The sequence below is a fragment of the Alkalihalobacillus bogoriensis ATCC BAA-922 genome (assembly GCF_000621445.1).
GTDB lineage: Bacteria > Bacillota > Bacilli > Bacillales > Bacillaceae_F > Bacillus_AO > Bacillus_AO bogoriense.
In genome coordinates this window covers 275,707-299,545 of the sequence record NZ_KK211279.1, presented here as the reverse complement: position 1 = coordinate 299,545, position 23,839 = coordinate 275,707, and the positions used below count along the sequence as shown (strand labels likewise).

Sequence of the window (23,839 nt, the reverse complement as noted above, 5' to 3'; positions counted from 1 at the left end):
CGTTATTTTTAAAAACATCAATAAAGGTCAAATATGAAGATTATTGATTTGTGATGTGGAAGAATATGTTAAACTGGTAAAGGAGTAGTATCTTTGTTTCTATGATTGAAAAAGAGTGTGGGAAAATCATTGCTTCGATTTATAAATGGTTTTGTTTTCTCCTTGTCGTTATTGTTCTATCATTAGCAGCTTGTCAAGGAGAAAGACGAATACCACCAGCTGTGAGGAGATTTTTTCCAATTGAGTTCGAAGGGGCTATGGAATAATACGAGATGAGATGGAGGAGTAGAATGAATATAAGAGTGCATGTAATTTTACTAATTTTTTCTTTGTTTATCGGTGGTTGTTCCATTTTGCAAGGTGAACCTGATATAGAAGGGTATGTTATTGAAGTATACGAAAATGAGTTATTGGTAGTAAGAAACGTATCGTTTGAAGAATTTGAAGCCATACAAGAAATTCCAAGTGAAGACATTCATAACTATAACCTTAGTTTAATCTATATAAAATATGAAGATGCAAAAGACTTTGAATCTGGAAATGAAATTGATATATGGCTAGATGGAGGGATTTTACTTAGTTACCCTGAACAAGCTATAGCAAAAAAAATAGAAAGTAAAGAGTAATAAATGTGGAAGAGGGAGTTGTGTGACTATCGGACATGAGTTCCGCTATTTTAATGAAAACTAGTAGATTTAAAATGCTATCGGACATTGGTTCCGTTAAATGAGGAGAGCAGAGGAGTTTTCTCGCTCTTTTGGTCTAATAGCGGAACGTATGTCCGATAGCAATCGAAAAAGGTGTGTTTTTTATGAAATAGCGGAATAGATGTCCGTTACAACAAATACAAAGGGGTAATTATAATGTATTATACTGAGTCTAGTTTCTGGATGAACTTACTATTACTATTGAGCGTTGTATTCGTATTGTGGTTTTTGTTTAATATACTAATCAGAAAATGGTTACAAGTTGAGAGAAAGAAATTCTTTTCGTATAACCATGTAAACGAGAAACATAAAAAAATCGATTGGACGATTAGAATCATTACATCGGTGGTTTTTATGGTAGGATTTTTTATAACCTATATGTGGGAACCAGCGGATATCAGTTGGTTTATACAACCATGGTTTATCCTAGTTATCTTTATTATCGTTTCCGAGTTGGTAACAGCCGTGATGGAAAGAAAATATGCAGAAAATCCTAATGCTTATAAATTTACTGTTAGTCAGGTCATCTTTTTACTAATCGTGTTATTTACCTTATACATAACTGATTTTTTTGGATTATTAGTAATATAAGTCAACGAGTAGTGTATTCTAAATAAGCAAAGGTAATTTTTTATTATATTGGAGCGGAGGAAATGCTAGATAAACTTATCGTCATTTTTGGCCTTTTGTGGCTGGCCTTTTTAATTACACAGACATTTATAAATGAATATTATTTATTTACTTTTGCACAACTATCATTTTGTGCGATGCTCATTGTTATGGGAATTTCTGCTTATAAAAAAGACCCAGATGCCTTTTTGCCATATTGGTACTTCATTTTTTCAGGGATCACATTGGCGATTGCTTTTTTGACATTTTTTATGGTGTTATAAGTTTGAAATCTATTTTGAAGTTTCTTCGAATTATTTGTTAAAATAGTTATTAAAGCGAATTGAGATAGGTGAAAAAATGCGAGATAAAATCAAAGGGTATTTAGACTATTTTTTATTTAGGTTAGGTATTAAAAGAAAGCAAGGATGGACAACGTTTGAACCAATTCCGATACTACCTGAATATATAAATGTAGATTTACATAAAAAACAAGTAACCGGTGTTGTCAAATATGATGGGAAAGTTTATTTAACGGTTTTTGTTGATGTTGGAAATGATAAAATTGAAGCAAAAGGAAGTCTTCGTGAAATTAGGAAAGTAACGAAATCTTTTAAAAAAGAGAACTACATTGAATTAATTAAAAATGAGGCTAGAGTTTTAATTGAAAATGGAATTGAGGAACCAAAGCGAGATTAGAAGGGGAATTAACAGTGTCCTCACTTAAACATGATCGCTTGTAGCGCAACTCTACCGGACATCAGTTCCGCTATTTGAATAAAAACGAATAGTTTTCAAATTCTATCGGACATCTGTTCCGTTAAATGAGGAAAACAGAGGAGTTTTCTCGCTATTTTGGTCAAGTAGCGGAACGTATGTCCGATAGTAATGGAGAAGGGTATGTTTTCCACGAAGTAGCGGAATAGATGTCCGTTACGGATTGAGCACCACCACTAACCCCAATTCCGTTGCCCACTTATGGAGGCGGCTAACTTTGATTTTTCAATTCTTCTCTTTTTCTATGGTTTAAATCAATCACTAACTCCCCAATTCCCATTGCAATGAAACCATTGAGTAGACCGAATAAAGGAAAGATAAATTCTCCACTGTTTAAGAATGTTATGATTAACGCAATAGTACTGAAACTAACAAAAATTAACCCTAAAATGTATAAACTACGACCGACAAACAAATGAATTTCCTCTCTATACTACTTCCCGTTAAACAACTAGCGATATAAGTGTACCATAAGTTCTCATTATGAGTATAAAGATGTATATTCTAATGTTTTGCTTATTTTTTACTTGCCACTACTCGAAGCCTTTTATAGTCTGCTATCCATTGCCCGTTTCTATAAAGAACGTTCCGTAAATTCTTTTCGACACTTGAAATAATTTGTACTTTTATATGTTCTGTTATACCTGCAAAAATATCTCCGCCGAACATGTCAATCCAGTTGCTTAATCCATTTTCTCCTATTAAAGGTGTTGGTCTATCAAAGTGTTGAATGAAATGGACTGTAAAGCCTGTTTCTTCCAATAAGGTGGAGTATTCGCCGATACTTGGAAAAAACCAAGGCAATTGTTCTGCGGAATATTCAATTCCAGCGAGTTTTAATTGATTTATCATTTCAGTGGTGATGAAGTCGATATTCCCTTTTCCACCAAGTTCAGCTATAAATCTCCCATTCGGTTTTAAGCTATTAAAGATACATTGTAATGCTTGCTTTGGCTGTTTTACCCAGTGGAGCATTGCGTTTGAAAAAACAGCATCGAACTCATTTCTGGCTTCCAATTCGATAATATCGTTTACGAAAAAATTAATATGTGGATACTTATTTGCTGCCTCATTTATCATATTTTCTGATTTATCAATACCTATCACAGTGGCACCTGATTCATAGATTTGATTTGCTAAATCTCCTGTTCCACACCCAATATCAAGAATGAGTTCTCCTGTCGAAGGGGCTAGGATATCAACTAAATCATGGCCAAACTTTGAGACGAACGAGTGGCTTCCATCATATAATCTTGCATCCCAAACATTGTTTACAGTTTGTTTCATTTTTTTTCATCTCCCTTTTTAAACATTTTTTAAAGTGTTAATTGAATTATAGTGGAGAGAGTATATAATTGAAATTAACAAAACTGGTTATTTTTGATAACGGATCGTTATAAGGATAAAGGAGATGTCCATGGATATTAGATGGTTAAAAACGTTTATAATATGTGCAAAGTATGAAAATTTCAGAAAAGCTTCTGAAGATTTGTTTTTAACTCAACCCGCGATTACAAAACATATAAAGCGGCTTGAAGAACATCTTAATATTCAGTTGTTTGATCGAAAAGGAAAAGCTGTTTCTTTAACACCAGCAGGCTATAAGTTTCTTCCTTATGCAAAGGAATTTGTATCAAAGTATGAAGAAGGGATAGATAGCTTTGAATCTTGGAAACATGGATACAGTCGTAAATTAACGATTGCAGTAGCCCCTCAAATTGCAGCATCATTTTTACCATCGTTACTACGAACATTTATTGATGAAAACCCTGACATAGAAGTAGTTATAAATATCGTAAAATCCTTTCAAATCGGTGATGAAATAAACAGTGGGAAAGCAGACTTAGGACTATCAAGAGTTAAACCTTTGCAAGAAAATTTAAATGTGAAAATGATACATGAAGAACCTGTTATTTTAGTTGGAGCAAGTGTAGGCTATGAGGGGAGGCAGGATGTCGAAAGTGAAGTTTTGCCAACGTATACGCTCATCACTCATAATCACCCAGAATATTGGGACTCATTATTAAACGATGTGAAAAGACATTACCCAACGGTTAGAACAATGGTCGTGAACCAGGTGGAAGTGACAAAGAAATTTATAGAAAATGGCTTAGGTGTTTCATATTTACCTTTATCGATGGTGAAAGATGAAATCGAGAAGAGCCACTTGTCAGAAATAAAGTCAGAAAATGTCTCAACACCGACGTCCGCAACATATGTTTTAACGAAAGTAGAAACAACTGAAACTCATAGTTTTATAGACTTTTTGAGATTGGCTATGCTCGAGCGGTTTTGATTTTTGTTGTCTGTTCTTGTAGAACAGTAAGGAGAAAGAAATGAGATTAATCTAATGGACATCTATTCCGCTATATTAATAAAAATGAATAGTTTTCAAATGCTATCGGACATTGGTTCCGTTACATGAGGAAAAAAGGGAGTCTTCTCGCTATTTTGGTCAAGTAGCGGAACGTATGTCCGATAGAACTGAAAAAGGCGAGTTTTCCATGAAATAGCGGAACAGGCGTCCGTTACGGATTGAGGGGACGAAGTAAACTCGTCCGGATTTACAACCTTTCCAAATAATTGAATCTATGCTATACTTTTCTTAACAAATAAGAAAGCGAGGGATGTTTTATGAAAACGATGATCGGATTATACGCAAGCATTGTAAATAATACACAGCCCTCATATGAAGCTTTCTAAATGTTGATTCTTCTTATTGGATAGCATTTATTTCATCATGGGCTGTGGATGAGGCCATGATTTATTTATGTAAAGAAAAGGCCGTTATTTGCGGTCTTTTTTATTTTTATGTTAGACAATAGGAGGATGTAAAAAGTGAATAAATACGAATTAGGTTGGAATGACCAATTAGAGCAAGCATTTGATTCATATAAAGAGCAAGGCTTTTCAATAGGAAGAGTCGCGCTTGAGCATAAACGAATGTATCGAGTTTTTACAGAAGATGGAGAATTATTAGCCGAGGTGTCGGGGAAGTTTCGATTTGAAGCAAGTGAGCGTGTGGATTATCCGGCTGTAGGAGATTGGGTCGTCATCTCACCAAGGGTTGATGAAGGAAAGGCGACGATCCACACGGTGTTGCCACGGTTCAGTAAGTTTTCACGGAAAATAGCAGGGGCGACGACGGAAGAACAAATTGTTGCCACAAATGTAGATACCGTGTTTTTGGTAAACTCCTTGAACAATGACTTTAACGTGCGGAGAATTGAGCGGTATTTGTTAATGGCCTGGGAGAGTGGCGCGAATCCAGTTATCATCTTATCGAAGGCCGACCTTTGCACAGATACCGAGAGCAAACTGGCGGAAGTAGAAGCAGTCGCAATCGGAGTGCCTGTTCATGTTGTGAGTGTGAAAACTAAAGAAGGCCTTGAGGACATGAAGGACTATGTCACAACTGGTAAAACAATAGCTTTATTAGGATCATCAGGAGCGGGAAAATCAACATTAACGAACTATCTGGCTGGACATGAAAAACAACTCGTTCAAGAAGTTAGAGTAGGCGATGACAGAGGAAAACACACAACGACACATCGAGAGCTAATCATGCTTGCCTATGGAGGTCTGATTATCGATACACCTGGAATGAGGGAGCTCCAGCTTTGGGAATCAGAGGAAGCTTCCGAACATGTCTTTCGTGATATTTATGAATTAGAAGAAAACTGTCGCTTTCGAGACTGCACTCATACGAATGAACCGCATTGCGCTGTTCAAACCGCGATTGCTAATGGGGAACTAGACCAAAACCGTTATACAAGTTATCTTAAGTTACAAAAAGAATTAGCCTATCTCGAACGCAAAACCGATAAGCGCGCTCAGCTAGCCGAGAAAGCAAAGCGGAAGAAGCTGACGAGCGAGTTGAAACGAAAAGGTTACTGATATCTAGTTTGGACCACACATAGTCATCTCGATTATGTGTGGTCCTTTTCATCATGTATGATTGTTTTATTTTCTTAATAATTTTTATCATCATCTTTGCGGCAACATTTTGCCCGTAAAACTGATTGGTCGTACCTGTAAAGTATAAATCAGTCTGAGGATGGTAGAATGAAAAAGCTCCTGTTTGTCCCCAATGTCCGATTAGCCCATTTTTTAATTCTTTAAAGAAGATAGGTTGATTTGCTATTCCGACTCCATAAAAAAAAAGTCCGGGTCCAAAAAGGAGTTTCCACTCTTTAAGCTCATGAATATATTCTTTTGGAAATAAATGACCATTGATGAACGCCTTTAAAAAGGTCATACATTCCTTTGCCGTTGATACAATGCCACCTTCTGGTCCGATAGAAGCCATATATTTTGGGAGATGGATTTCCTTATCTTTATAATAGATAGGGGCAGGTAGAGTATCATTCACATCATTAAATAAGTATGTATTCTCTAAATGAAGTTCATCAAAGATAAATTCCTTGAAGACGGTATGAATATCTTTGTTTGTAATTGTTTCAATAATTTTGCCAAGAAGTTGATAATTTGTATCGGAGTAATGTGCTTTTTTACCAGGCACAAATTTCGGTTTCTTTTGTTTTGCGCTCGCGATTGTTTTTTCAAAACCCCAACTCTGATCATGTCCTGCCGTTAACTTTCTGACCGCATCAGAAGTGAAATAATCAGGAATTCCTGATGTGTTGGACATTAAGTGTTTGATTGATATCCCTTTGGAGTATTCTTTTCCATTAAAAAGATGGAGTTCATGTAGAATGTCATCAGACAAATATTCGGAGATTTTATCTTGGAGATTTAGTTGATTGCTAGACTTCAATTTTAGGATAACAGCCGTGACATAAAGCTTTGTTACGCTTGCTATAAAGTATGGTTTCGTTTCAGTGAGATTACCAGATGCATATAAGTGTGTGATTGTGTTATCTCCATTTTCGACACATAATACAGTACCAAATATGTTTTTCTTTGATACCGCAGTGGACACTAATTCAGCAACAAATGAAGAATCAATGTTTTTTAACACTACTCATGCCCCTCTCATTATTGGGTTTTAAATCAACGGCTTCAATCTATTAACAATGACATTAGTAATGTTTATTCTAAGAAGTTTATATAACGACCTTTATTTCGTTCAAAAGCGGTCAGAACGTGCCCGTTGTGCTGGAATCTGTCGTGTTAAAGAATATTGGGCAAACGCTTCTTTTAAGGCTGGATAAAGCTCTATAGGCTCCAAGAGGTTTTGTATTTCTGTACGAGTCAATAGTAATGTTTTCATGTAGAGAAACCTCCTTTAAGGTCCGGACGTTAATCCGATTATCATTAAGATAAAGGCGAGAAGGTACAATAGCAAAATGAAACAAATGACAATGGGAGCGACGTTTTTTATGAATCCTTTTTCTTTGTTTACGTAGGCAATTACAGTAAAAATTAGACTGACGATACCTAATAATATCGAACCAAAGAAAAGTATGGTTAAGTAGAAATATTCCAACCCTGCTGGAGTGTCTGAAGCAACAACATAACTCAAAAGAAGTCCTAATCCACAAATAATGCTAAGTATGGCTGACCATTTTCCGTACTTCAAATCATCACCCTTTCTTTTATTAGATTTGATATAAACTTTGTATAAATATAACAACTAAACCATCTAACTGGATATAATTATACAGTATTTTGCTATTGTGTTATATAAAGAGAATTAACAAATATTAAGAGTTTAAGCATTGTGTTATTTATCGAAGAGCACTGCATTCATTGGATAGGAAACTATAATTCACTAAAGGAAGTTGTATCCACACTTTGAAATCTCCACAAAAATCACGCTTGATAACCTTTCATGTCTCTCAAGATTGATACTCAATCTTGTTAAAGCCCTTGATAACCATCACAGGTTAAACCAAGGGCCTAAAAATCAATTAAGTTTTAATAGCCTTACGTAAACGGACCCGATGTACGACGGTATAAAAAATCCGTTTAATTGATTCTTACTAATTGCCACTGTTGATTGTTACCACCATGATAGTCAAATTGGATGATATCAGAACCGTTTGATGTACCGAAACCATCTAATGCTTTACCTGAGTGTCTGTTTACAATTCGATAATAACCATTTCCTAAAGGGACAAGGCTCCACTGTTGATTGTTACCACCTAAATCTGTAAACTGAACGGCATCGCCACCATTAGCGGTACTCCATTCAAAGATCTCTAATGCTTTACGGCTATTTACATTTGTTAATTTATGAAAGCCATTGTTTAAATCGGTAATGACCCATTGTTGATTTGTTCCACCATTATCGGTCCATTGAATGACATCTGCTCCATCAGCTGTGCTTCTGTTCATCACTTCAGCTACACGTCCTGATGCTCGATTGACAAGTTTATATCTTGAACCTGATAGAATAGAAGCTGCATTTTTATCATAAGTAGGCCAACCATTAATGTCCCAATATAAATCATTAATTAATAGTCTAGGTTCACCGTTCTTTTGTGCATCGTATGCGTGACGAACGAGAATATTGTTGTTATACACATCTTGATGACCTGGTCCGATCCAGCGGTCATTGCCTGTATCTAATATAGTTCCGCCACCATTCATCATATTGACACCATTTTTATCTAAGTAAGGTCCTGTAATAGAAGTAGAACGACCATAGGCAATTTTATATGTGCTATTCAAACCTTGGCAGCATTTATCAAAGGAAACAAATAAATAGTAATATCCATTATGATACGTAATATTTGGTGCTTCAATAGCACGCTCAGGATGATTTGGTCTAGCTGCAATAGAATGAAGTTGTCCTGTTGGTTTCATTGTATTTTTGTCTAGCTGAGTTAATTTGATTCCAGACCAAAATGAACCGAATGATAGCCATGGATTTCCGTTAGCATCTATCACTAAATCACCATCAATGGCATTATAGTTATTAGAAGTAGTCGAGCGTATGACTAGCCCGTCATCTCGCCAGTTTCCAGAGTTAATACTAGTAGTTGAGATAAGACCGATTAAAGAGTTATTGGAGCCAAAAGAGGAAACAGAATAGTACAACCAATATCTCCCATTATAATATTGGATATCAGGGGCCCATTGTGCGCTAGTATGGTTGGGCACATACGTTTTCCACCATGGTAGAGGTTGTGGGAAAATAGTTGGAGCAGCTGACCAGTTTTTACCGTCATTGGACCTTAGTACGCGAATACCATTCTTATCAATTTCACCTGTGCCAAATGCCCACCATGTATTTCCTTCTTTTATAATAGAAGGGTCATGTAACATGAGATCTCCAGATAAATCCCAGAAATCAGCAGAAACCGTGTGAGAGAGTGAAAAGATTAATAATATTGTTAATAATAATACTTTTCCTTTGTTTTTTAACTTGTGGACCATACATTCATTCCTCCATTATTTTATTTTTTATAAAGATAAAACTATTCTCCTTCCTTCCGTTACAATGATGTAAACGCTATCATTTTCTAAACTAGAAGTGAAGGAAACGGCAGCTAATTACGCAAATCATTTTTTTCAAGAAGGAATCTTATCCGAAAAGTTTGTGAAAAAAATGGTGGCGCTACTACGGAATGATAGTGAAATTGAGTATTATGCTGATATGTTTTTTGAGGGGATGTAAAGGATGACGTGTTGGACGGAGCAATTCAGTTATAAAGTCTAAGACAGTGGTTGTTCAGTATATGTTTTTTCAGCATGAAGTAACGGGTATTGAAAGAGTTCCATCTCTTTAAAGATGGGGCTCTTTTTGGTGCGTTCATAAATTCGTATTTTCTTTTAGTGAACAAAGCGCGTTACTGAAAAACTAAAACTTCCGATTGGAAAAATGATACAATGAAACTAATAAAAGGAAGGTATGATGAAGATGAAAAATAAACAGTTCAATAAGGTGATTGAAAAGTAGAGAATCGTCAATAAAAAATATGAAAAGAGGATTTGTTATGTATCAAGATAATGAACTAGTAATCCGTCCGATTATGGAGCAAGATTTATCAAAACTGTGGGAGCTAATCTATAAAGAAGATAAACCCGAATGGAAGAAATGGGATGCTCCTTACTTTCCTCATAAATCGATTCCATTTGAGACTTTCATGGAAACTGCACCAGCATGGGTTGGTGTGGATGATAGGTGGGTCATTACGGTCGATGAAGTCGTATGTGGCGTTGTGTCTTATTATTATGAGGATGAACAATGTAATTGGTTAGAATTAGGAATTGTTATTCACAAAGCTGAAACTTGGAATAAAGGCATAGGTACTCGCTCCTTGAAACTTTGGCTTAATCACTTATTCAATTCATTGCCGGTTGTAAGAGTTGGTTTAACAACTTGGTCTGGTAATGAAAGAATGATTCGGGTCGGTGAGAAAATCGGAATGCAAATAGAAGCGCGTATACGAAAAGTCCGCTTTCATGAAGGACGTCATTATGATTCCATTCGTATGGGGATTTTAAGGGAAGAATGGGAAGCACTAAACATTTAATAGGGAAATTAAGATGTAAAACAAGAGTTGGTTAGAAATTCTTGTTTTGTTAGATGGAAGTAGGATTATGTAAAGAGATTATATCGATTTTTTACTAGGGACGTTGCTATTAATACCGGATTATTTTATTCGTCAGTATATTTAAAGAAAATAATTACACTTTATTAAAAATAGATACCCCCTCCTAATTAATTGGTAATTATGGTAAGGTTGAATTATTGAAGCCTTTTTGAAAAATGGAGGAGTACATAAAAATGATTGGTTTTTTAATTATTCTAGCATTAGGTGTGTTTGCTTTTATTAGCATAGACGAAAAGCAGCGAAAAACACTGAAGTTAATGAAAGAGTGTAATCAGACAAACCAAGAACTTGTCGATGAGTTAAAGAAACTGAACAGAAAATAGTAGTTTTATAGCTTGGATACGGGTAAGACTTGTCTTACGGACATCTGTTCCGTTATTTTTGTAAAAACTAATGTTTTTCAGATGCTATCGGACATTGCTTCCGTTAACTTAGAAAGTTAAAGAGTTTTTCTCGTTTTTTGGGTCTAGTAGCGGAACATATGTCCGAACGGGATCAAGATTTGCCTATTTTTCATGAAATAGCGGAACAGATGTCCGTTACGGTTGAGCACATGACAAAAGTTCAGCCCCTCTCTTTAAAAGAGGGGGATTTTTCATTGAGGAGGGTAGATAATATGAAATCAGATTGTTTGGGATGTCAGTTAGCTAATAAAATTTCAGCAGTACATGTAGTTTATGAAAACGACTATGTTTGTTGTATTTTGGACCATAACCCATTTAATGAAGGGCATGTTTTGATACTGCCAAAAGAGCATGTTGAAGATGTCGATGAACTTAGAGAAGACACAGCAAATGCTGTAATACAAGCATCTAGGTTAATTTCAAAAGCGGTTAAAGCACTTTATAAGCCTGATGGGATAACAATATGTCAAAACGGCGGAATATTTAGTGAGCTTCATCATTTTCATATGCATGTTGTACCAAGGTATAGGCATCAATCGTTTGCTGATTTTTATTTAGAGACGCCATTAAATAATGAAAGTGAAAAGGGAAAGTTGTTAAAAACAAGGGATGAATTGTGTGCATTCATTAAGAAATTAATTTAATTTTAGTGGTCGACTTGAAAGTCTGAAAATGATATTAAGATTATTACATCACTAGTGAGTGCAACAATAAAAGGCTAGGGGGATGAGGATAGTATGTTACTTTTTCAAAATGATCATCTTAAAGTTCGCAAATTAGAAATTAAGGATAAGTTTCTGTTAGTAAAGTGGCTGTCTGATCCGACAGTGCTCGAATTTTATGAAGGAAGAGACAATCCAATGGACATTGAAAAGGTTGAAAAAGCTTTTTATCCAGCTGAAGATGATGAGGTTAGATGTATTGTTGAATTTGGTGGCCATGAAGTTGGCTATATTCAATTTTATCCTATGGACGAAGAAACGAAAAAAAATTATGGATATGCGAATGAGATTATCTTTGGTACCGACCAATTCATTGGAGAAGTAGCATATTGGAATAAAGGAATAGGAACATTACTTGTATCCTCTATGGTTCAGTTCTTAACCGAAGAAATAAAAGCAATAAGAGTAGTAATGGACCCTCAAACAAGAAATAAAAGGGCAATTCGCTGTTATGAAAAGTGTGGATTTAAAAAAGTGAAGTTCCTTCCAAAGAATGAGTGGCACGAAGGTGAATATCAAGATTGTTGGTTAATGGAATACAAGAAATGATATTTTGTTCAGGAAAAGAATGGAGGTAGTTTTTTGTATGCATGGCTAACTATTATCAAAGAACCGGAAAATGAAATGAATGTTGAAAATGGAGAACTTGAAATTGTACCCATTGATTCAACAGGTGTATTAACGGAAATGAGTGAAGTATGTTTGTTTTTTGCTTCGTATGATGTACTTCTAAAAACTGATGCTCTAGCCACCTTCCCTGTTCCAAATGAAAGGGCTCTCAAGATGACAATGGAGGAAATAGTACCTCATTATTCAGATGTAAAGCAAATCTTTATCGATGGGAAGTTAACAGAAATAAATGTAAGGTGTCTAAAAGATGCATCGAAAAAAATGGTACAAGACAAACTTTCGGTTGGGACCTATCCTGTGATTGCTGATTTATACCGCAGCACTGATCGCGCCACCTTTCATTCATCAAGGAAGTTGAATTATTTTGAGGTAAACCAAGCAAAAATTGAACCGCTAAATTTAAAAGAAACAGAGAAGTTACAAGAATTTATTACACACTCATTTTTTGCAAAATACGGTTTGTTATCCCTTCAACCAAAGGGCTGGTTTCTAGAAGATAAATTAAAGGAAGCTGAAACGATTCGACTGTTTAGTTCTTTTGCCGAACGGATGGTTTTAGTTGTTGATGATAAGGACGGGAGTATTGTGGGGCTTGATGTTTATGGGGAATAACAGGTGTTAGATGGAGTGAAATAAAAGGGCACATATGAGATAGGTAGAAGGTAATATCCCTTGTGTTTAAAGTTTGGATGAAAAAGAGCCCTGTTGCTCTTTTTTTGTTATTAGTCTAATTATGGTGTTCATAATTTTAAAAATGGGTTTGACAAGTGAAGGTATTCTGCATTACTATATAGCAGTAATAAGTATTACAGAATACTGTGTAGGAAATTCAATTTTTATAATAGGCTAATAAAATAAAGTGTAATACTACGGGAGGGGGAGAATTTTGGAACATATTACAGAAATGTTGAAAGGAGTGCTGGAGGGGTGTGTGCTTGAAATCATCAGCCGCGGAGAAACTTACGGTTATGAAATTACACAACAGCTGCGAGCACTTGGATTTACTGATGTTGTTGAAGGTACAGTTTATACGATTACAATGAGACTTGAGAAAAACAATTTGGTGGACATTGAAAAAAAGCCTTCCACTATGGGACCGCCGAGAAAATTTTACACACTCAACACTGCTGGTCAAGAGCAACTCGATTTGTTTTGGAAGAAATGGGAGTTTGTTTCAAGTAAAATTAATGAGCTTAAAATAAAATAATGACTAAAAGGAGATTGAATATGAGTCTGATTGAAAAAATAATAGGAAATTTCAATGACAAGCGGGAGTGGAAGGCGATGGAAGCACGTGCGAAGGCACTTCCAAGTGAGTACCACAAAGCATACAAAGCTATGCAAAAATATCTTTGGAACACTGGCCGCGTGATGGATTGGCAAGAATCAAAATTCATCTTCAATCACATCATCGACCTACTTGAAGAGGCATCAGCTAACGGCAAGCGAGTAAAAGAAGTTACTGGTAACGACGTATCAACCTTCTGTGATGATCTCGTCATTGATGCAAAATCATGGGTTGATAAGCAGCGTCATAAACTGAATAATTCGATTAAAGAATAAAACCTTAAAGGAGGAGACTACAATGAACTTTTTTGAAAAAATAACTGGTAAGGATATAAATAACGAAATGAAAAATTTTGAAGAACGAGTAAAAGTTTTACCAGCTGAATATCAAAGCGCTTGGGAAGAGATAACAAGTAATCTTTGGATTCACGGAGATTTTAGTGGACGTAATCTGATGCCGGCTTTTGATAGTGTTCTTGAATTGCTTGAGGTTGCATCAGCAGGCGGTCAGAGTGTCGAGGAAGTACTAGGAGCCGATATAGGGGGCTTTTGCACAGCGCTTGTTGGTGTAGAAAGTGCGAAATCGTATCGAGATAAATGGCGTGAACAACTTAATAAGAATGTAGCAAAAAAATTAGGAGGGTTGAAATGAGAATCATAAATACCATCAAAAAAATCATTGAAGATAAAAAAGCATGGAGAGCCCATGTTTCTCGTGTTAAATCATTACCAAAAGATTACCAAGTTGTTTATCATGAGATTCAAAATTATCTCTTTAAAGTTGGTCCTATTGAACTAAGCGAGGGTGTTGGGCTACTTTCGGATATTGTCAGCTTTTTTGAAGAAAGTGCAGCTAGCGGGAAAGGTGTGCTTGAAGTTACTGGAACAGACGTTGCCGCTTTCTGTGATGCACTTATTGGAGATTCAACAACATATGCTGATCTCTATCAAGAAACAGTGAATCAAAAAATTGATAAAGTTATGAAAAAATAAATGAGACGTAGTGATTGGTGGCATAACGGTTTTAAATATTAGTTATTTTTTTAGTACGGTAGTAAGTAATACAGAATATCAGTAATGCTAAGTAGAGAGATACACTTTTAAAAGGAGGAGAAACGATGAATAGTGTAGCAATTTCTGTTAGAGGATTAAAAAAATCTTTTAAAGATAAAGGAGTCATAAATGGGGTAGATTTTGAGGTGCAGAGTGGAGAGATCTTTGCATTGCTAGGTTCCAATGGAGCGGGCAAGACGACAACGGTCAATATCCTCTCTACACTAATGAAGCAAGATAGTGGTAAAGTTTGTATTTGTGTTGCGAATAAAGCGTTTAAACACCAGTTGGGGTAATTTTACAGTTGGAAATATAGATTATGCCTGCATCACCTTTCTTACGGACATCTATTCCGTTATTTTTGTTAAAAGTAATAGTTTTAAAATACTATCGGACATCTGTTCCGTTAAACAAGAAAAACAGAGAGTTTATCACCCTTTTTTAGGTCAAATAGCGGAACATACGTCCGAACGGGCTCACTATTTGCCTATTTTTCATGAAATAGCGGAACAGATGTCCGATAGGATTGAGTTTGGGACAGTTACTAGAAAGAGTGCTAAATTTAATTTAGCACTCTATAAGAACTATTCTTCTAAGTAATACATGTAACCATCACGGATGAATCCGATAAAACTGGAATCATTGATAGGGAAAATCTTCGAACTGCTATCTGAAAGACCAGCGAGCGTGTAAGAATCGACGATTTCCCCTTTTGAAATATCAACTTTGACAATATAGTCATGGGTAAAATCACTTGATCTTAGTACCGTGTAGAAGTAATTCCCTAATCTCACATATTCTGTTCTACCGCTTGTTTCATCTGAGTTTTCTATAATCCATTCTAATTTTTTCTCTGAAGGGTTATAATAGTATGCTTTTTGGTCAGTGGTAAAAAGAATTTTGTCTTCAAAATTATAAATTGACGTAACATCTGAATATGAATCCGTACCTTCAATTGTATCGAATTCAGTTTTTTCACCAGTATTCGGATTAATGTGGAAAACAGTTCCTGTTTCACCTGCATTTAAACGGATGAGATAAACGTCTTCTCCGATAGATATTCCACCATGAAAATAGGCACTTTTGCCTTCCTCTTCATACAAAATTTCTCCCGTACCTGCGTTTAGAACAACGGCCTTAAAGGATACTCCTGCATCGATAATTACATAATTGTCCGATACATGAAAAACATCTAACGAACCAACATTCTCAAGCTCAGTTTCCCAGTGTATGTCTAATGTATTAGCGTCGAAAGAAAAAATCTTTGCTCTGTCATCTTCCATTCTATTTTGTGCATAAACTGTACTACCGTCTACATGGAACCTCGATATTAGTGGAATTTCAATTTTCTCGTGGGAATTATTTTCTGGATTTATATCGATACCTACTCGATACATCTCTCCTTCTTTTCCATAAAAAACATAATCTTCTGCCAGAAATGTAGAGTGGAATGAAGCATCTGGAATGTATTTAACAGTGCTGTCACCTAAATCATATTCCCATAAAAATTGACCTGTTCTCCACTCATAGGCTTTTAATCCACCTTCAAAGGTGACAAGGATTTCATCTCGAATGAAAACAGGGGAATTTCCCATGAAACTTTTTTTAAAGGTTTCTCCACCGACATCTTCAAGAGACTTTGAAGGGGACACACTGTTCACATCAATAATGACAGTGTCTTTTGACGAAGAGCTACTAGAACTAGAAGTCTCTTTTGAATTGTCTCCGCAAGCAGCCATGATAGAAACAAGAAAAGCGAAGAACAAAACAAATGTTATCTTTTTCATATTATTACCTCCTATACTATAAAAAAACATACTTAACATTATTAAATAACAAAAATGATAAATCAAGTAAAAATTGAAATTATATTCCATATGTTTTTTGATAATATGGTAGAGTGAAAGGGAGAATAAGTGAGATTTCCTAGCAAAATAGTAGAAAAGTCTATTTAATAAATATGGTAACCGGAAGGAGAATGAATAAATGAAGTTAACTTATATTTCTAATGAGGATTATACATTAGAAGATTTATATTTACAGGACATACAAAATCAAAAATATTGTATTTTTGATTTTGAGGCAACAGGAATTAAGTACAAGGATGAATATATTACTCAGATTGGCGCAGTTATGTTTGAGGACGGACAAATTTTAGAAGGGAAAACGTTTAATTCATATGTTCGTTCTCCAAAACCAATACCTGAGAAAGTAGAACAATTTACAGGTGTTAACAACGAAATGATTAAAAATGCTCCAGACATTAGTGAGATTTATCCTGAATTCCTAAAGTTTATTGGAGATGCTGTTTTAGTTACACATGCTGGTTATGAATTTGACTTACCATTACTAAAAAAAGAATGCGATAATAACAATCTAAAGATGTTAAATAATGTAACTTTAGATACTAAGGCTTTATTTTCTTACTTACATCCTGAAATTAATGAGATTATTTGGACAGACTTCTTAATTAAATTCTATGAGATTAAAGATGATGACATAAAGAGGCATGATGCATTGGATGATAGTATCGTTATTAGCAGGATTTTTAAGAAGATATTAACTGAATTTGAAAAACGTAATATAAGAGATTTAGCCATTAATAAACCTATAAATGTGAAGAGATTTAAAATTAAACCGTTGTAAAACTTTAGCAGATTTGGTAGAGGAAAAATAGAATTCGTGGCTTAAAGGGTGAAATAAACAGAAAAATATAGAAATACCTTTTAGAGTTTTTGGGATAATTGGATGTAAAAAATACAGTCAAACGAATGGGGGAGTGGAGTGTAGTTAAAAGAGAACCCTTACATCACTATATCTTACACTCCTCCTCATTAGGGGGAGAATTAGAACACTTGCTGTAGAAGAAGGTAACTTCGTTTGTATGATAATTTAAAAGAAAATTACATTAATTCCCTTCAAACCTCACCAACTCCATTACCTCATCAAAATGAGACACTAGCTGCTCCGGCTGAACATCCGAATTTCTCGTTAGGATAAGCATCGAGCCTGTATCAGGGTCAATGATCATATATTGTTCACCATAACCTGTTGCTACATAAATATTTGTTTCTGCATAGTCATCCATCGTGTTCAAAATCCACCATCCGTATCCATATGAAGCTGAATTCAAGCCTCTGTTTTGGCCATCTGATTGGCGACTAGTAGCTTCCATTATCCATTCCTCAGAAACAATAGATTGGCCATCCCACTTTCCTACATTTAAATATAATTGCCCAATTTTTAAAAGTTGTAGCGGAGTTAAATATAATTGTGAACCACCCATATTGTTTCCTTGTGGGTCTTCATTCCATTGAGTTACTGTAAATCCGAGCGGACCAAATAATTTTAAATTTCCATACTCCATCGCATTCATTCCTGTTGATTTTGTAATAATGGCTGATAATAAGTGAGTACTAGCGGAACTATAGTTATACTTTTCACCAGGTGTATGTGCTAATGGGAGATGTAGTATATCTTCAATCCAGTTTGGAGAGGACTCAAATAGTTCCATCATTTCCGGAGAATTTTCCTCAATGGATAGTCCATCAGTCATGGTCAGAAGATGCTTGATTGTAATCTCCTGTTTTTCATCTTGAAAAGGGTATTCTGGAAAAAAGTCAGTTATAGCCTGGTCTACACTTTCGATATGACCTTCTTCAATGGCGATGCCGATTAACGTGGTCATGACCACTTTTGTCATCGACTTTATGTTATTTTCATCTGAACGCTTGATTCCGTTGTAATAGCTTTCTAGGATTAACTGTTGATCTTTGAAATAAAGGAAACTATAAGCATCTTTGTCCTTTTGAATGTTGAGGTCCACTTTGTTTAGTTGTTTAATATGCTCAGCGCTAAGCTTGCTATAATCGAAAGTAGTGTGGTTTTGGGCAACTTCAACTTTCCATTCACATCCATTCAAGAGAAATAGAAATAAGAACAATGCTAACACAATAGGACGTTTCATCTTCACATTCATACTCCCTTTTTAGGTTTACCGCCACCAAAGACGATGACATATCCATCTAAGTCACGAACTGCAAATTCAATCCACTCTTGGTTTCCCATGTTTTCTTTAATAGGTTCATAAGCGATGATGGCACCATTTTCGGTATATTCATCATACAGAGAAAGCACTTCATCGTAAGTGGAGTAGCAATATGTATCCCACCCCATTGGGGGGCCTGCCCAGTTTTTATCAAGATACGTTGCTTTTTCATTAGGATGAATATGTTCAGGTTTATCCGCTTGTTGGAGCAAGAAACCGACATTATCTCTTTTGGCATGCCCCCAACAATCTACTGAAAAACCTAATACATTGGAATAGTATTCTTTTGCTTGCTGAACATTTTTTACAAGCCTTACTTGTTTTGCATTTTTTAAATAAATGGTCATTGTGATTTCTCCTTTATCCTAGCGCTAAAACATATAACCAACTCAAAAACAACAAACTCCTAATAAATGCCCGTTTAACTCTTTAAATTCGATACTTTTTAAAGGACCATATGTATGAATGTCGCTGACCTCAACACCATTCTTTTTCAATTGTCCATAGGTGAATTCAATATCTTTTGTGTAAAAATTAATGACGGGGTGCTCTTTTTTATCGAAGGTGAAGGTGAGGGGAGTTACGTCATCGGCTTGAACTAAAGTAATCATGGCTTGTCCTAACACAATATTACCTTGCCCTTCCTCAGGGTGAACAGCATTAATATTTAATGCTGCATACCCTCCATCATGCCACATGAACTTACAGCCGAGATTATTCACATACCAATCAATAGATTCAGGTATGTTGTGTACAGGAATAAAAGTACAATCAATTCTACTTAATATTTCTTTCATTTTATTCACTCCATTACATGTTTAAATACTTCGGTTTGTAGTCTATTATCTATTTTGTACTTTGACCTGTTAGGAGCACCTTCTGCTCTCTGGATAGTTAGATTGTTCAAATTAAGAACTAAAGAATACAATGTTCCAAAGTTATACTGATTTAATTGTAAGCATACATGGCCTTTCGTATCTGACATCATTTGTTTTGCTGTTTGTTCTGACATGGTTTCCTGTTCTTGTAAAAACTGAGACATACTCGTTTTTCTTTCACATGTTTTACTCCATGAGGCGATTGGAATAGAAGTTGCATGTGTAAAATGGTTCGTGCTTACGATAAAAGATTCACCGTGATCCGGTCTAATGACGTGAAAGTGATTTGGCCCTACCTCCACAACAGCCATATTGCCACTTTGGTCTGCGATGAGATAATTATTGCTCAGTGACGAATGAAAATTCTCAAGAATTTTTATCGCTTCATTTACATTTTGACAATGTTCAAGAATATAACGAATAGCAAAATAAAAGTTTATACCAGGTCGAGTCTTTTCTTCTGGAACAAGTGTCATCCCAATGAATAACCCTTTTTCATTTAGCCCGTCAACTTTTCCAATGAAAACATCTGAATGTCCGACATAGCGGTATTTATTCTCGATACAAAGTAACGAGCTTTCCAAAAACGGTTTAACATTCCGTAACATATCATAGTTTCTTCCAACGATCATTTCATTGTTTTGAAATGAAGCAAAAATACTACATTGAGCAGTTGTATCGAAAACTCCAATGCTTAATAGAAAAGAACTCACTTGTTCAAAAGGCGTATGGCATGCTTCGGAAAACCCTTTAATCTCTTCGAAAATTTGAGGATAAAAGCGTTCTAAGTATGGTAAGCTTTCCATACCAAACTCTATTTTTTCTTTTGAAACCTCTGGAAAAACAAAACCGTTTTTATAGAGGATGCCGCCATAATGTTTTCCTACATCATAATATTTCCCTCGTAATCGCGGATGGTACATGAGCTGGCCTCCAGTTATCAAGCTAAAATGCTATTTTACGTTTATAAGTGTCTTTTTCTTATGGGGATATACAAATCGATTTTCGCTTTTCCTTCAGGGTCTTCAAATGGGTTGTTCATACAAAACTCTAAACTATGTTTATCTTCAGGTTCATATTCGCTCGTTGGTAACCATTGTCCGTATACCGTTTGATAGGCGATTGCGAGTTTATCAATTGTATCGTAGAACGGATATAATGCATAAAGGCCACCTTGTAATGTTCGATAGTTGATAGAAGAATCACTATCTTTTTTTAAACTATCGTTAATTGTAACGCAGGCATCATACCGACAAGAATACTCATCCGTAACATTTGGGTCATCAAGTGAAATGCCAATAAAAGAGTGATTAGGTGGCAAGAGCTCATGCTTTGCTGCCCATTCACCTAATTTCCGCCAAGTTTGGCCTGTTTCAAGATAACTTCCAACATGCCTAACATACGCAATGTCTAAGTTTGGTAGTTCCGTAACTGTAATATTCATATTCCAAATCCTCCTTAATAAGTGATTTTTTATCTCACTATTAGCATAACGAGAAGGAGGAATCTTTTCTTGCGGATTATTGTCATGATGTAATGAAATATTGCTAATTATTTCTGGTTTTTGTCTTACTGAGCTCGGAGTATAGCCATAACACTTTTTGAAGGCGCGGTTAAAATTTGAGGCCGAATCAAACCCACATAAAATAGAAATCTCGAGCACAGTTTTATCTGTGTTTACAAGATAATGTAAGGATTTTGTTAATCGACGGTCATTTAGAAAAGCATATGGTGTCATTCCGACAATAGAAGTAAATACTCGGGAGAAGTGATACTTTGAGAAGTTCGAGATTTCGGCAAGTTCTTCAAGGGTTATCTTTTTTGACAGATTATGTTCAATATATTTCATCACATCATTTATTCGGTCATCGTAATGAGTCATAAGTCAAATCCTTTCTTTCAAATCCATTTGCTTCATCTTTTTCGCCTTTTTGTATTCATAATCCTTTTCCTTTTAATGGATTCTAACTATCCTTATAAAAAATCACATCATAAGTCTATAAATATATATGGTAAAATACAGGAGATTAAGTTGTGTATAAGATTGACTGGAAATTATATAATTCTTTACTTAAACTTACGATAACTTAACACCATTAATAGGAGGACAAATTCATTGGAATGGACTATATTTTTTGTGATTTTATCTTCATTTTTCTTGGTATTATCTTCTTTTAAGTTTTATCAATTATGGAGTGAGTTTAAGAAACTTAACATTGGTGATAAACTTTCCATTGAAATGGCAGAGAGAAACAGAAAAAGAATTAGCGGTACAGTTACTTTTTTAGGGACTGGAATTGTTTTAGGCATAGTAGGAGTATTACTATAACCTTTAATGTTCAGTGTGAAAATGGAATAGTAATATGACTATATATAATGAGGTGGCGATAGTATTGAAATTGATTTGTGAGTCTAACAAATTAGAAGATTATCTGCTTGAATTAAATGAAGTTAATTATTCTAATCCATTGATAAAAGGAAAAATGGAAGAGCTTTTTCATTCAAGTCAAACAGAAGTTGAAAAAGTCAAGATAGCTTTTGAATTTGTCCGTGATGAAATCGCTCACTCTTGGGATATTCAGGGAACACGTGTGACTTGTCATGCATCAGATGTTTTGAAATATAAAGAAGGGATTTGTTATGCAAAATCAAATCTGTTGGCAGCTTTATTACGTTCTCAACAAATTCCAACAGGATTCTGTTATCAGCGATTAATGTTATTTGATACACCTGAAAAAGGATACTCTCTTCACGCTTTAAATGCTGTATTTTTAAAATCACTTGAGAAATGGATACGGTTAGATGCTCGTGGAAATAAACCTGGTGTAGATGCCCAGTTTTCAATAGATAAAGAGAAATTAGCTTTTTCAGTTAATGAGGAATTCGATGAAAAGGACTATCCTGTTATTTATACAAAACCGAATGCAAAAACAATAAATGTATTAAAAGAGCATAGTGATATAGTAGAAATGTATAAGCATCATTTGCCAGGATGTATATAGGTTAGTTAGTAATGATGTGAGATAGCAAAATATTATATGTTTTTTTGGGGAGGTAAATATAATTAATAAAAGTAAGAAACTTTTTGAGCGTTCTCCCGTATTTCATAGAGCAGTACTTAAGAAGAGCAATAGATGAGTATGCACTACATAATAAAAGAAAGGTGATGAGAGTGTGCTTTTAGAGTCTAATGTAAAGCCATTGATTAACATGAATAAGAAAACTGAAAAAGGAACGGTTACAAAGGAATATCTAAAAATTAATGGAGTACGACAGGGCATAATTATTGAGTCGTTAAATCAAGCAAATCCATTGTTATTATTTTTACATGGCGGTCCTGGCTTTCCTATTTATCCTGCTATAAAAGCCTATGGTACTAATCTTCAGCAATACTTTACCGTCTGTTATTGGGACCAAAGAGGTGCAGGAATGTCGTACAATAAAAAAGAAACTGAAAAGCCACTAACGGTTGAACAATTGGTTGATGATACGATTGAAGTCATTCATTATTTAAGAGAAAAATATTCACAAGATAAGATTTTTCTAATGGGCCATTCCTGGGGAACTTATCTCGGAAGCCTCGTGGCTAGTAAACAACCTGAGTTCGTACACGCGTATATTGGTGTTGGTCAAATTGGTTCACAAAAAGAATCAGAAAATGAGACATACAATTATATCTTAAACACGGCAAAAAACCAGAATGATCATCGGGCCATTAAAGAAATAGAAAAAGTAACGTTCGATGAAAATTACTATAAAAATCATTCTTATGCTGTAATTAGAAAAAAGTATACAGATATATATGGTGGCGGTTTTAAACGTGATGGATATTCTTTTTTTAAAACTCTTAAACATACTTTGACTTGTCCAAATTATACGTTTAAAGAACGAAAAAATATACTGTATGGCAGTTATTATAGCTATAAGTCACTTGCTCATACTCTTGGCACAACAGATTTGGTAAAACTCGTTCCTTCACTTAACCTCCCAGTATTTATAATTCAAGGCCATCATGACCTTCAAACAACACATACTCAAGCTAAACGTTTCTATGAATCAATAGAGGCACCTCAGAAGAAAATGTTTACTTTTGAACATTCATCCCATTCTCCTTTTTTAGATGAACCAGAGCGTTTTCATAACATTATACAAGATGACGTATTAGCGATTATGTAATTCATTTGCATATCCATTACTGA

Annotated in this window: 32 protein-coding genes and 2 pseudogenes; 21 read left to right on the top strand and 13 right to left on the bottom strand. The window is 35.1% G+C overall.

All coding sequences use genetic code 11. The features are described from left to right. The first annotated feature begins 101 nt into the window (after positions 1-101). From T323_RS29035 to T323_RS0122445, 5 genes are all read left to right on the top strand, one after another. Positions 102-266 carry a hypothetical protein gene (locus tag T323_RS29035; RefSeq protein ID WP_156942513.1) on the top strand — a complete coding sequence of 55 codons (165 nt, stop codon included), beginning with the start codon at positions 102-104 and terminating at the stop codon, positions 264-266. Between the two features lie 24 nt (positions 267-290). Then, positions 291-626 (top strand): DUF3221 domain-containing protein, encoded by a 336-nt coding sequence (locus T323_RS0122460; RefSeq protein ID WP_026675285.1) that lies wholly within the window; start codon positions 291-293, stop codon positions 624-626. 237 nt (positions 627-863) lie between these two features. Further along, on the top strand, positions 864-1,298 hold the full coding sequence (locus tag T323_RS0122455; protein WP_026675284.1) for a DUF4181 domain-containing protein: 435 nt from the start codon (positions 864-866) through the stop codon (positions 1,296-1,298). A gap of 62 nt (positions 1,299-1,360) precedes the next feature. Continuing rightward, the gene (locus T323_RS0122450) at positions 1,361-1,600 is read left to right on the top strand and encodes a hypothetical protein (RefSeq protein WP_026675283.1); all 240 of its coding nucleotides are present in this window, start codon (positions 1,361-1,363) and stop codon (positions 1,598-1,600) included. A 76-nt stretch (positions 1,601-1,676) separates the two neighbouring features. Then, on the top strand, positions 1,677-2,015 hold the full coding sequence (locus T323_RS0122445) for a hypothetical protein (RefSeq protein ID WP_026675282.1): 339 nt from the start codon (positions 1,677-1,679) through the stop codon (positions 2,013-2,015). Positions 2,016-2,304: 289 nt separating this feature from the next. Here the strand turns inward: T323_RS0122445 and T323_RS0122440 are convergent, their stop codons facing one another. Further along, positions 2,305-2,508 (bottom strand): hypothetical protein, encoded by a 204-nt coding sequence (locus tag T323_RS0122440; protein ID WP_026675281.1) that lies wholly within the window; start codon positions 2,506-2,508, stop codon positions 2,305-2,307. Between the two features lie 101 nt (positions 2,509-2,609). Beyond that, positions 2,610-3,380: a class I SAM-dependent methyltransferase gene (locus T323_RS0122435; RefSeq protein WP_026675280.1), complete on the bottom strand. Its 771-nt coding sequence runs from the start codon at positions 3,378-3,380 to the stop codon at positions 2,610-2,612. 130 nt (positions 3,381-3,510) lie between these two features. Here T323_RS0122435 and T323_RS0122430 point away from each other — a divergent pair, with 130 nt between their 5' ends. Together T323_RS0122430 and rsgA are read left to right on the top strand one after the other, a co-directional pair. After that, positions 3,511-4,389: a LysR family transcriptional regulator gene (locus tag T323_RS0122430; RefSeq protein WP_026675279.1), complete on the top strand. Its 879-nt coding sequence runs from the start codon at positions 3,511-3,513 to the stop codon at positions 4,387-4,389. A gap of 542 nt (positions 4,390-4,931) precedes the next feature. Next, a complete protein-coding gene (gene rsgA, locus T323_RS0122425; RefSeq protein ID WP_026675278.1) occupies positions 4,932-5,990 on the top strand; it encodes a ribosome small subunit-dependent GTPase A in 1,059 nt (352 codons plus the stop codon). Here the strand turns inward: rsgA and T323_RS27460 are convergent. The 5 genes and pseudogenes from T323_RS27460 to abnA all read right to left on the bottom strand — a co-directional run. Beyond that, positions 5,875-7,074 carry a serine hydrolase domain-containing protein gene (locus T323_RS27460; RefSeq protein ID WP_084309374.1) on the bottom strand — a complete coding sequence of 400 codons (1,200 nt, stop codon included), beginning with the start codon at positions 7,072-7,074 and terminating at the stop codon, positions 5,875-5,877. The two genes, rsgA and T323_RS27460, sit on opposite strands and share 116 nt — an antisense overlap. Before the next feature lie 108 nt (positions 7,075-7,182). Then, positions 7,183-7,326: a hypothetical protein gene (locus T323_RS29030; protein ID WP_180320858.1), complete on the bottom strand. Its 144-nt coding sequence runs from the start codon at positions 7,324-7,326 to the stop codon at positions 7,183-7,185. Positions 7,327-7,341: 15 nt separating this feature from the next. Beyond that, complete coding sequence (locus T323_RS0122410; RefSeq protein WP_156942512.1) at positions 7,342-7,635, bottom strand: hypothetical protein; 294 nt, start codon at positions 7,633-7,635, stop codon at positions 7,342-7,344. Between the two features lie 389 nt (positions 7,636-8,024). Beyond that, a complete protein-coding gene (locus tag T323_RS29445) occupies positions 8,025-8,453 on the bottom strand; it encodes an RICIN domain-containing protein (RefSeq protein ID WP_281175764.1) in 429 nt (142 codons plus the stop codon). Positions 8,454-8,471: 18 nt separating this feature from the next. Then, positions 8,472-9,437: pseudogene (gene abnA / locus T323_RS27455) on the bottom strand (arabinan endo-1,5-alpha-L-arabinosidase AbnA); the annotation flags it as partial. Between the two features lie 560 nt (positions 9,438-9,997). Here abnA and T323_RS0122400 point away from each other — a divergent pair. The 10 genes and pseudogenes from T323_RS0122400 to T323_RS0122355 all read left to right on the top strand — a co-directional run. Beyond that, positions 9,998-10,537 carry a GNAT family N-acetyltransferase gene (locus T323_RS0122400; protein ID WP_026675276.1) on the top strand — a complete coding sequence of 180 codons (540 nt, stop codon included), beginning with the start codon at positions 9,998-10,000 and terminating at the stop codon, positions 10,535-10,537. Between the two features lie 254 nt (positions 10,538-10,791). Continuing rightward, positions 10,792-10,941, top strand: a complete 150-nt coding sequence (locus T323_RS29025; protein WP_156942511.1) for a hypothetical protein — start codon at positions 10,792-10,794, stop codon at positions 10,939-10,941. A 293-nt stretch (positions 10,942-11,234) separates the two neighbouring features. Beyond that, entirely contained in the window at positions 11,235-11,666 is a 432-nt protein-coding gene (locus tag T323_RS0122390) for an HIT family protein (protein ID WP_026675275.1), read from the top strand. Positions 11,667-11,759: 93 nt separating this feature from the next. Then, positions 11,760-12,293, top strand: coding sequence for a GNAT family N-acetyltransferase (locus T323_RS0122385; protein WP_026675274.1), 534 nt, complete (start codon positions 11,760-11,762; stop codon positions 12,291-12,293). A 33-nt stretch (positions 12,294-12,326) separates the two neighbouring features. Beyond that, a complete protein-coding gene (locus T323_RS29440) occupies positions 12,327-12,986 on the top strand; it encodes a hypothetical protein (RefSeq protein WP_245613755.1) in 660 nt (219 codons plus the stop codon). Between the two features lie 274 nt (positions 12,987-13,260). Further along, positions 13,261-13,581, top strand: coding sequence for a PadR family transcriptional regulator (locus tag T323_RS0122375; RefSeq protein ID WP_026675272.1), 321 nt, complete (start codon positions 13,261-13,263; stop codon positions 13,579-13,581). 20 nt (positions 13,582-13,601) lie between these two features. Beyond that, complete coding sequence (locus tag T323_RS0122370) at positions 13,602-13,937, top strand: DUF1048 domain-containing protein (protein ID WP_026675271.1); 336 nt, start codon at positions 13,602-13,604, stop codon at positions 13,935-13,937. Between the two features lie 22 nt (positions 13,938-13,959). Continuing rightward, a complete protein-coding gene (locus T323_RS0122365) occupies positions 13,960-14,313 on the top strand; it encodes a DUF1048 domain-containing protein (protein WP_026675270.1) in 354 nt (117 codons plus the stop codon). After that, complete coding sequence (locus tag T323_RS0122360) at positions 14,310-14,654, top strand: DUF1048 domain-containing protein (protein ID WP_026675269.1); 345 nt, start codon at positions 14,310-14,312, stop codon at positions 14,652-14,654. Before T323_RS0122365 ends, T323_RS0122360 begins: the two co-directional genes overlap by 4 nt. A 125-nt stretch (positions 14,655-14,779) precedes the next feature. Next, positions 14,780-14,974, top strand: a pseudogene (locus T323_RS0122355) (ATP-binding cassette domain-containing protein); the annotation flags it as partial. Between the two features lie 324 nt (positions 14,975-15,298). Here T323_RS0122355 and T323_RS0122350 read toward each other — a convergent pair. Continuing rightward, complete coding sequence (locus T323_RS0122350) at positions 15,299-16,501, bottom strand: PQQ-binding-like beta-propeller repeat protein (protein ID WP_026675267.1); 1,203 nt, start codon at positions 16,499-16,501, stop codon at positions 15,299-15,301. A gap of 199 nt (positions 16,502-16,700) precedes the next feature. On the opposite strand from T323_RS0122350, the gene T323_RS0122345 reads away from it, so the two are divergent. Continuing rightward, positions 16,701-17,360 (top strand): 3'-5' exonuclease, encoded by a 660-nt coding sequence (locus T323_RS0122345; protein WP_026675266.1) that lies wholly within the window; start codon positions 16,701-16,703, stop codon positions 17,358-17,360. A 262-nt stretch (positions 17,361-17,622) separates the two neighbouring features. Here T323_RS0122345 and T323_RS0122340 read toward each other — a convergent pair whose 3' ends face one another. The 5 genes from T323_RS0122340 to T323_RS28575 are packed head-to-tail and all read right to left on the bottom strand — an operon-like array spanning position 17,623 to position 21,522. Further along, positions 17,623-18,681 (bottom strand): serine hydrolase domain-containing protein, encoded by a 1,059-nt coding sequence (locus T323_RS0122340; RefSeq protein ID WP_245613759.1) that lies wholly within the window; start codon positions 18,679-18,681, stop codon positions 17,623-17,625. An 8-nt stretch (positions 18,682-18,689) separates the two neighbouring features. After that, positions 18,690-19,109, bottom strand: a complete 420-nt coding sequence (locus T323_RS0122335; RefSeq protein WP_026675264.1) for a VOC family protein — start codon at positions 19,107-19,109, stop codon at positions 18,690-18,692. A 42-nt stretch (positions 19,110-19,151) separates the two neighbouring features. Then, positions 19,152-19,559, bottom strand: coding sequence for a VOC family protein (locus T323_RS0122330; protein WP_026675263.1), 408 nt, complete (start codon positions 19,557-19,559; stop codon positions 19,152-19,154). Positions 19,560-19,564: 5 nt separating this feature from the next. Continuing rightward, positions 19,565-20,563 (bottom strand): C45 family autoproteolytic acyltransferase/hydrolase, encoded by a 999-nt coding sequence (locus tag T323_RS0122325; RefSeq protein WP_026675262.1) that lies wholly within the window; start codon positions 20,561-20,563, stop codon positions 19,565-19,567. Between the two features lie 41 nt (positions 20,564-20,604). Then, positions 20,605-21,522 (bottom strand): AraC family transcriptional regulator, encoded by a 918-nt coding sequence (locus tag T323_RS28575; RefSeq protein ID WP_084309372.1) that lies wholly within the window; start codon positions 21,520-21,522, stop codon positions 20,605-20,607. A 234-nt stretch (positions 21,523-21,756) separates the two neighbouring features. On the opposite strand from T323_RS28575, the gene T323_RS0122315 reads away from it, so the two are divergent. The 3 genes from T323_RS0122315 to T323_RS0122305 all read left to right on the top strand — a co-directional run bounded on the left by T323_RS0122315 (position 21,757) and on the right by T323_RS0122305 (position 23,816). Continuing rightward, positions 21,757-21,969, top strand: a complete 213-nt coding sequence (locus T323_RS0122315) for a hypothetical protein (protein WP_026675260.1) — start codon at positions 21,757-21,759, stop codon at positions 21,967-21,969. A 64-nt stretch (positions 21,970-22,033) separates the two neighbouring features. Beyond that, positions 22,034-22,642 carry a transglutaminase-like domain-containing protein gene (locus tag T323_RS0122310; RefSeq protein WP_026675259.1) on the top strand — a complete coding sequence of 203 codons (609 nt, stop codon included), beginning with the start codon at positions 22,034-22,036 and terminating at the stop codon, positions 22,640-22,642. 172 nt (positions 22,643-22,814) lie between these two features. Continuing rightward, positions 22,815-23,816 carry an alpha/beta fold hydrolase gene (locus tag T323_RS0122305; protein ID WP_051556678.1) on the top strand — a complete coding sequence of 334 codons (1,002 nt, stop codon included), beginning with the start codon at positions 22,815-22,817 and terminating at the stop codon, positions 23,814-23,816. Positions 23,817-23,839 lie beyond the last annotated feature (23 nt).

What these genes read in the sequence shown, in the direction of transcription:
- T323_RS29035 (WP_156942513.1), top strand. Translation starts at nt 102, where the DNA reads ATGATTGAAAAAGAGTGTGGGAAAATCATTGCTTCGATTTATAAATGG.
- T323_RS0122460 (WP_026675285.1), top strand. Translation starts at nt 291, where the DNA reads ATGAATATAAGAGTGCATGTAATTTTACTAATTTTTTCTTTGTTTATC.
- T323_RS0122455 (WP_026675284.1), top strand. Translation starts at nt 864, where the DNA reads ATGTATTATACTGAGTCTAGTTTCTGGATGAACTTACTATTACTATTG.
- T323_RS0122450 (WP_026675283.1), top strand. Translation starts at nt 1,361, where the DNA reads ATGCTAGATAAACTTATCGTCATTTTTGGCCTTTTGTGGCTGGCCTTT.
- T323_RS0122445 (WP_026675282.1), top strand. Translation starts at nt 1,677, where the DNA reads ATGCGAGATAAAATCAAAGGGTATTTAGACTATTTTTTATTTAGGTTA.
- T323_RS0122435 (WP_026675280.1), bottom strand. Translation starts at nt 3,380, where the DNA reads ATGAAACAAACTGTAAACAATGTTTGGGATGCAAGATTATATGATGGA.
- T323_RS0122430 (WP_026675279.1), top strand. Translation starts at nt 3,511, where the DNA reads ATGGATATTAGATGGTTAAAAACGTTTATAATATGTGCAAAGTATGAA.
- T323_RS29030 (WP_180320858.1), bottom strand. Translation starts at nt 7,326, where the DNA reads ATGAAAACATTACTATTGACTCGTACAGAAATACAAAACCTCTTGGAG.
- T323_RS0122400 (WP_026675276.1), top strand. Translation starts at nt 9,998, where the DNA reads ATGTATCAAGATAATGAACTAGTAATCCGTCCGATTATGGAGCAAGAT.
- T323_RS29025 (WP_156942511.1), top strand. Translation starts at nt 10,792, where the DNA reads ATGATTGGTTTTTTAATTATTCTAGCATTAGGTGTGTTTGCTTTTATT.
- T323_RS0122390 (WP_026675275.1), top strand. Translation starts at nt 11,235, where the DNA reads ATGAAATCAGATTGTTTGGGATGTCAGTTAGCTAATAAAATTTCAGCA.
- T323_RS0122385 (WP_026675274.1), top strand. Translation starts at nt 11,760, where the DNA reads ATGTTACTTTTTCAAAATGATCATCTTAAAGTTCGCAAATTAGAAATT.
- T323_RS0122370 (WP_026675271.1), top strand. Translation starts at nt 13,602, where the DNA reads ATGAGTCTGATTGAAAAAATAATAGGAAATTTCAATGACAAGCGGGAG.
- T323_RS0122365 (WP_026675270.1), top strand. Translation starts at nt 13,960, where the DNA reads ATGAACTTTTTTGAAAAAATAACTGGTAAGGATATAAATAACGAAATG.
- T323_RS0122360 (WP_026675269.1), top strand. Translation starts at nt 14,310, where the DNA reads ATGAGAATCATAAATACCATCAAAAAAATCATTGAAGATAAAAAAGCA.
- T323_RS0122350 (WP_026675267.1), bottom strand. Translation starts at nt 16,501, where the DNA reads ATGAAAAAGATAACATTTGTTTTGTTCTTCGCTTTTCTTGTTTCTATC.
- T323_RS0122345 (WP_026675266.1), top strand. Translation starts at nt 16,701, where the DNA reads ATGAAGTTAACTTATATTTCTAATGAGGATTATACATTAGAAGATTTA.
- T323_RS0122340 (WP_245613759.1), bottom strand. Translation starts at nt 18,681, where the DNA reads ATGAAACGTCCTATTGTGTTAGCATTGTTCTTATTTCTATTTCTCTTG.
- T323_RS0122335 (WP_026675264.1), bottom strand. Translation starts at nt 19,109, where the DNA reads ATGACCATTTATTTAAAAAATGCAAAACAAGTAAGGCTTGTAAAAAAT.
- T323_RS0122330 (WP_026675263.1), bottom strand. Translation starts at nt 19,559, where the DNA reads ATGAAAGAAATATTAAGTAGAATTGATTGTACTTTTATTCCTGTACAC.
- T323_RS0122325 (WP_026675262.1), bottom strand. Translation starts at nt 20,563, where the DNA reads ATGTACCATCCGCGATTACGAGGGAAATATTATGATGTAGGAAAACAT.
- T323_RS28575 (WP_084309372.1), bottom strand. Translation starts at nt 21,522, where the DNA reads ATGACTCATTACGATGACCGAATAAATGATGTGATGAAATATATTGAA.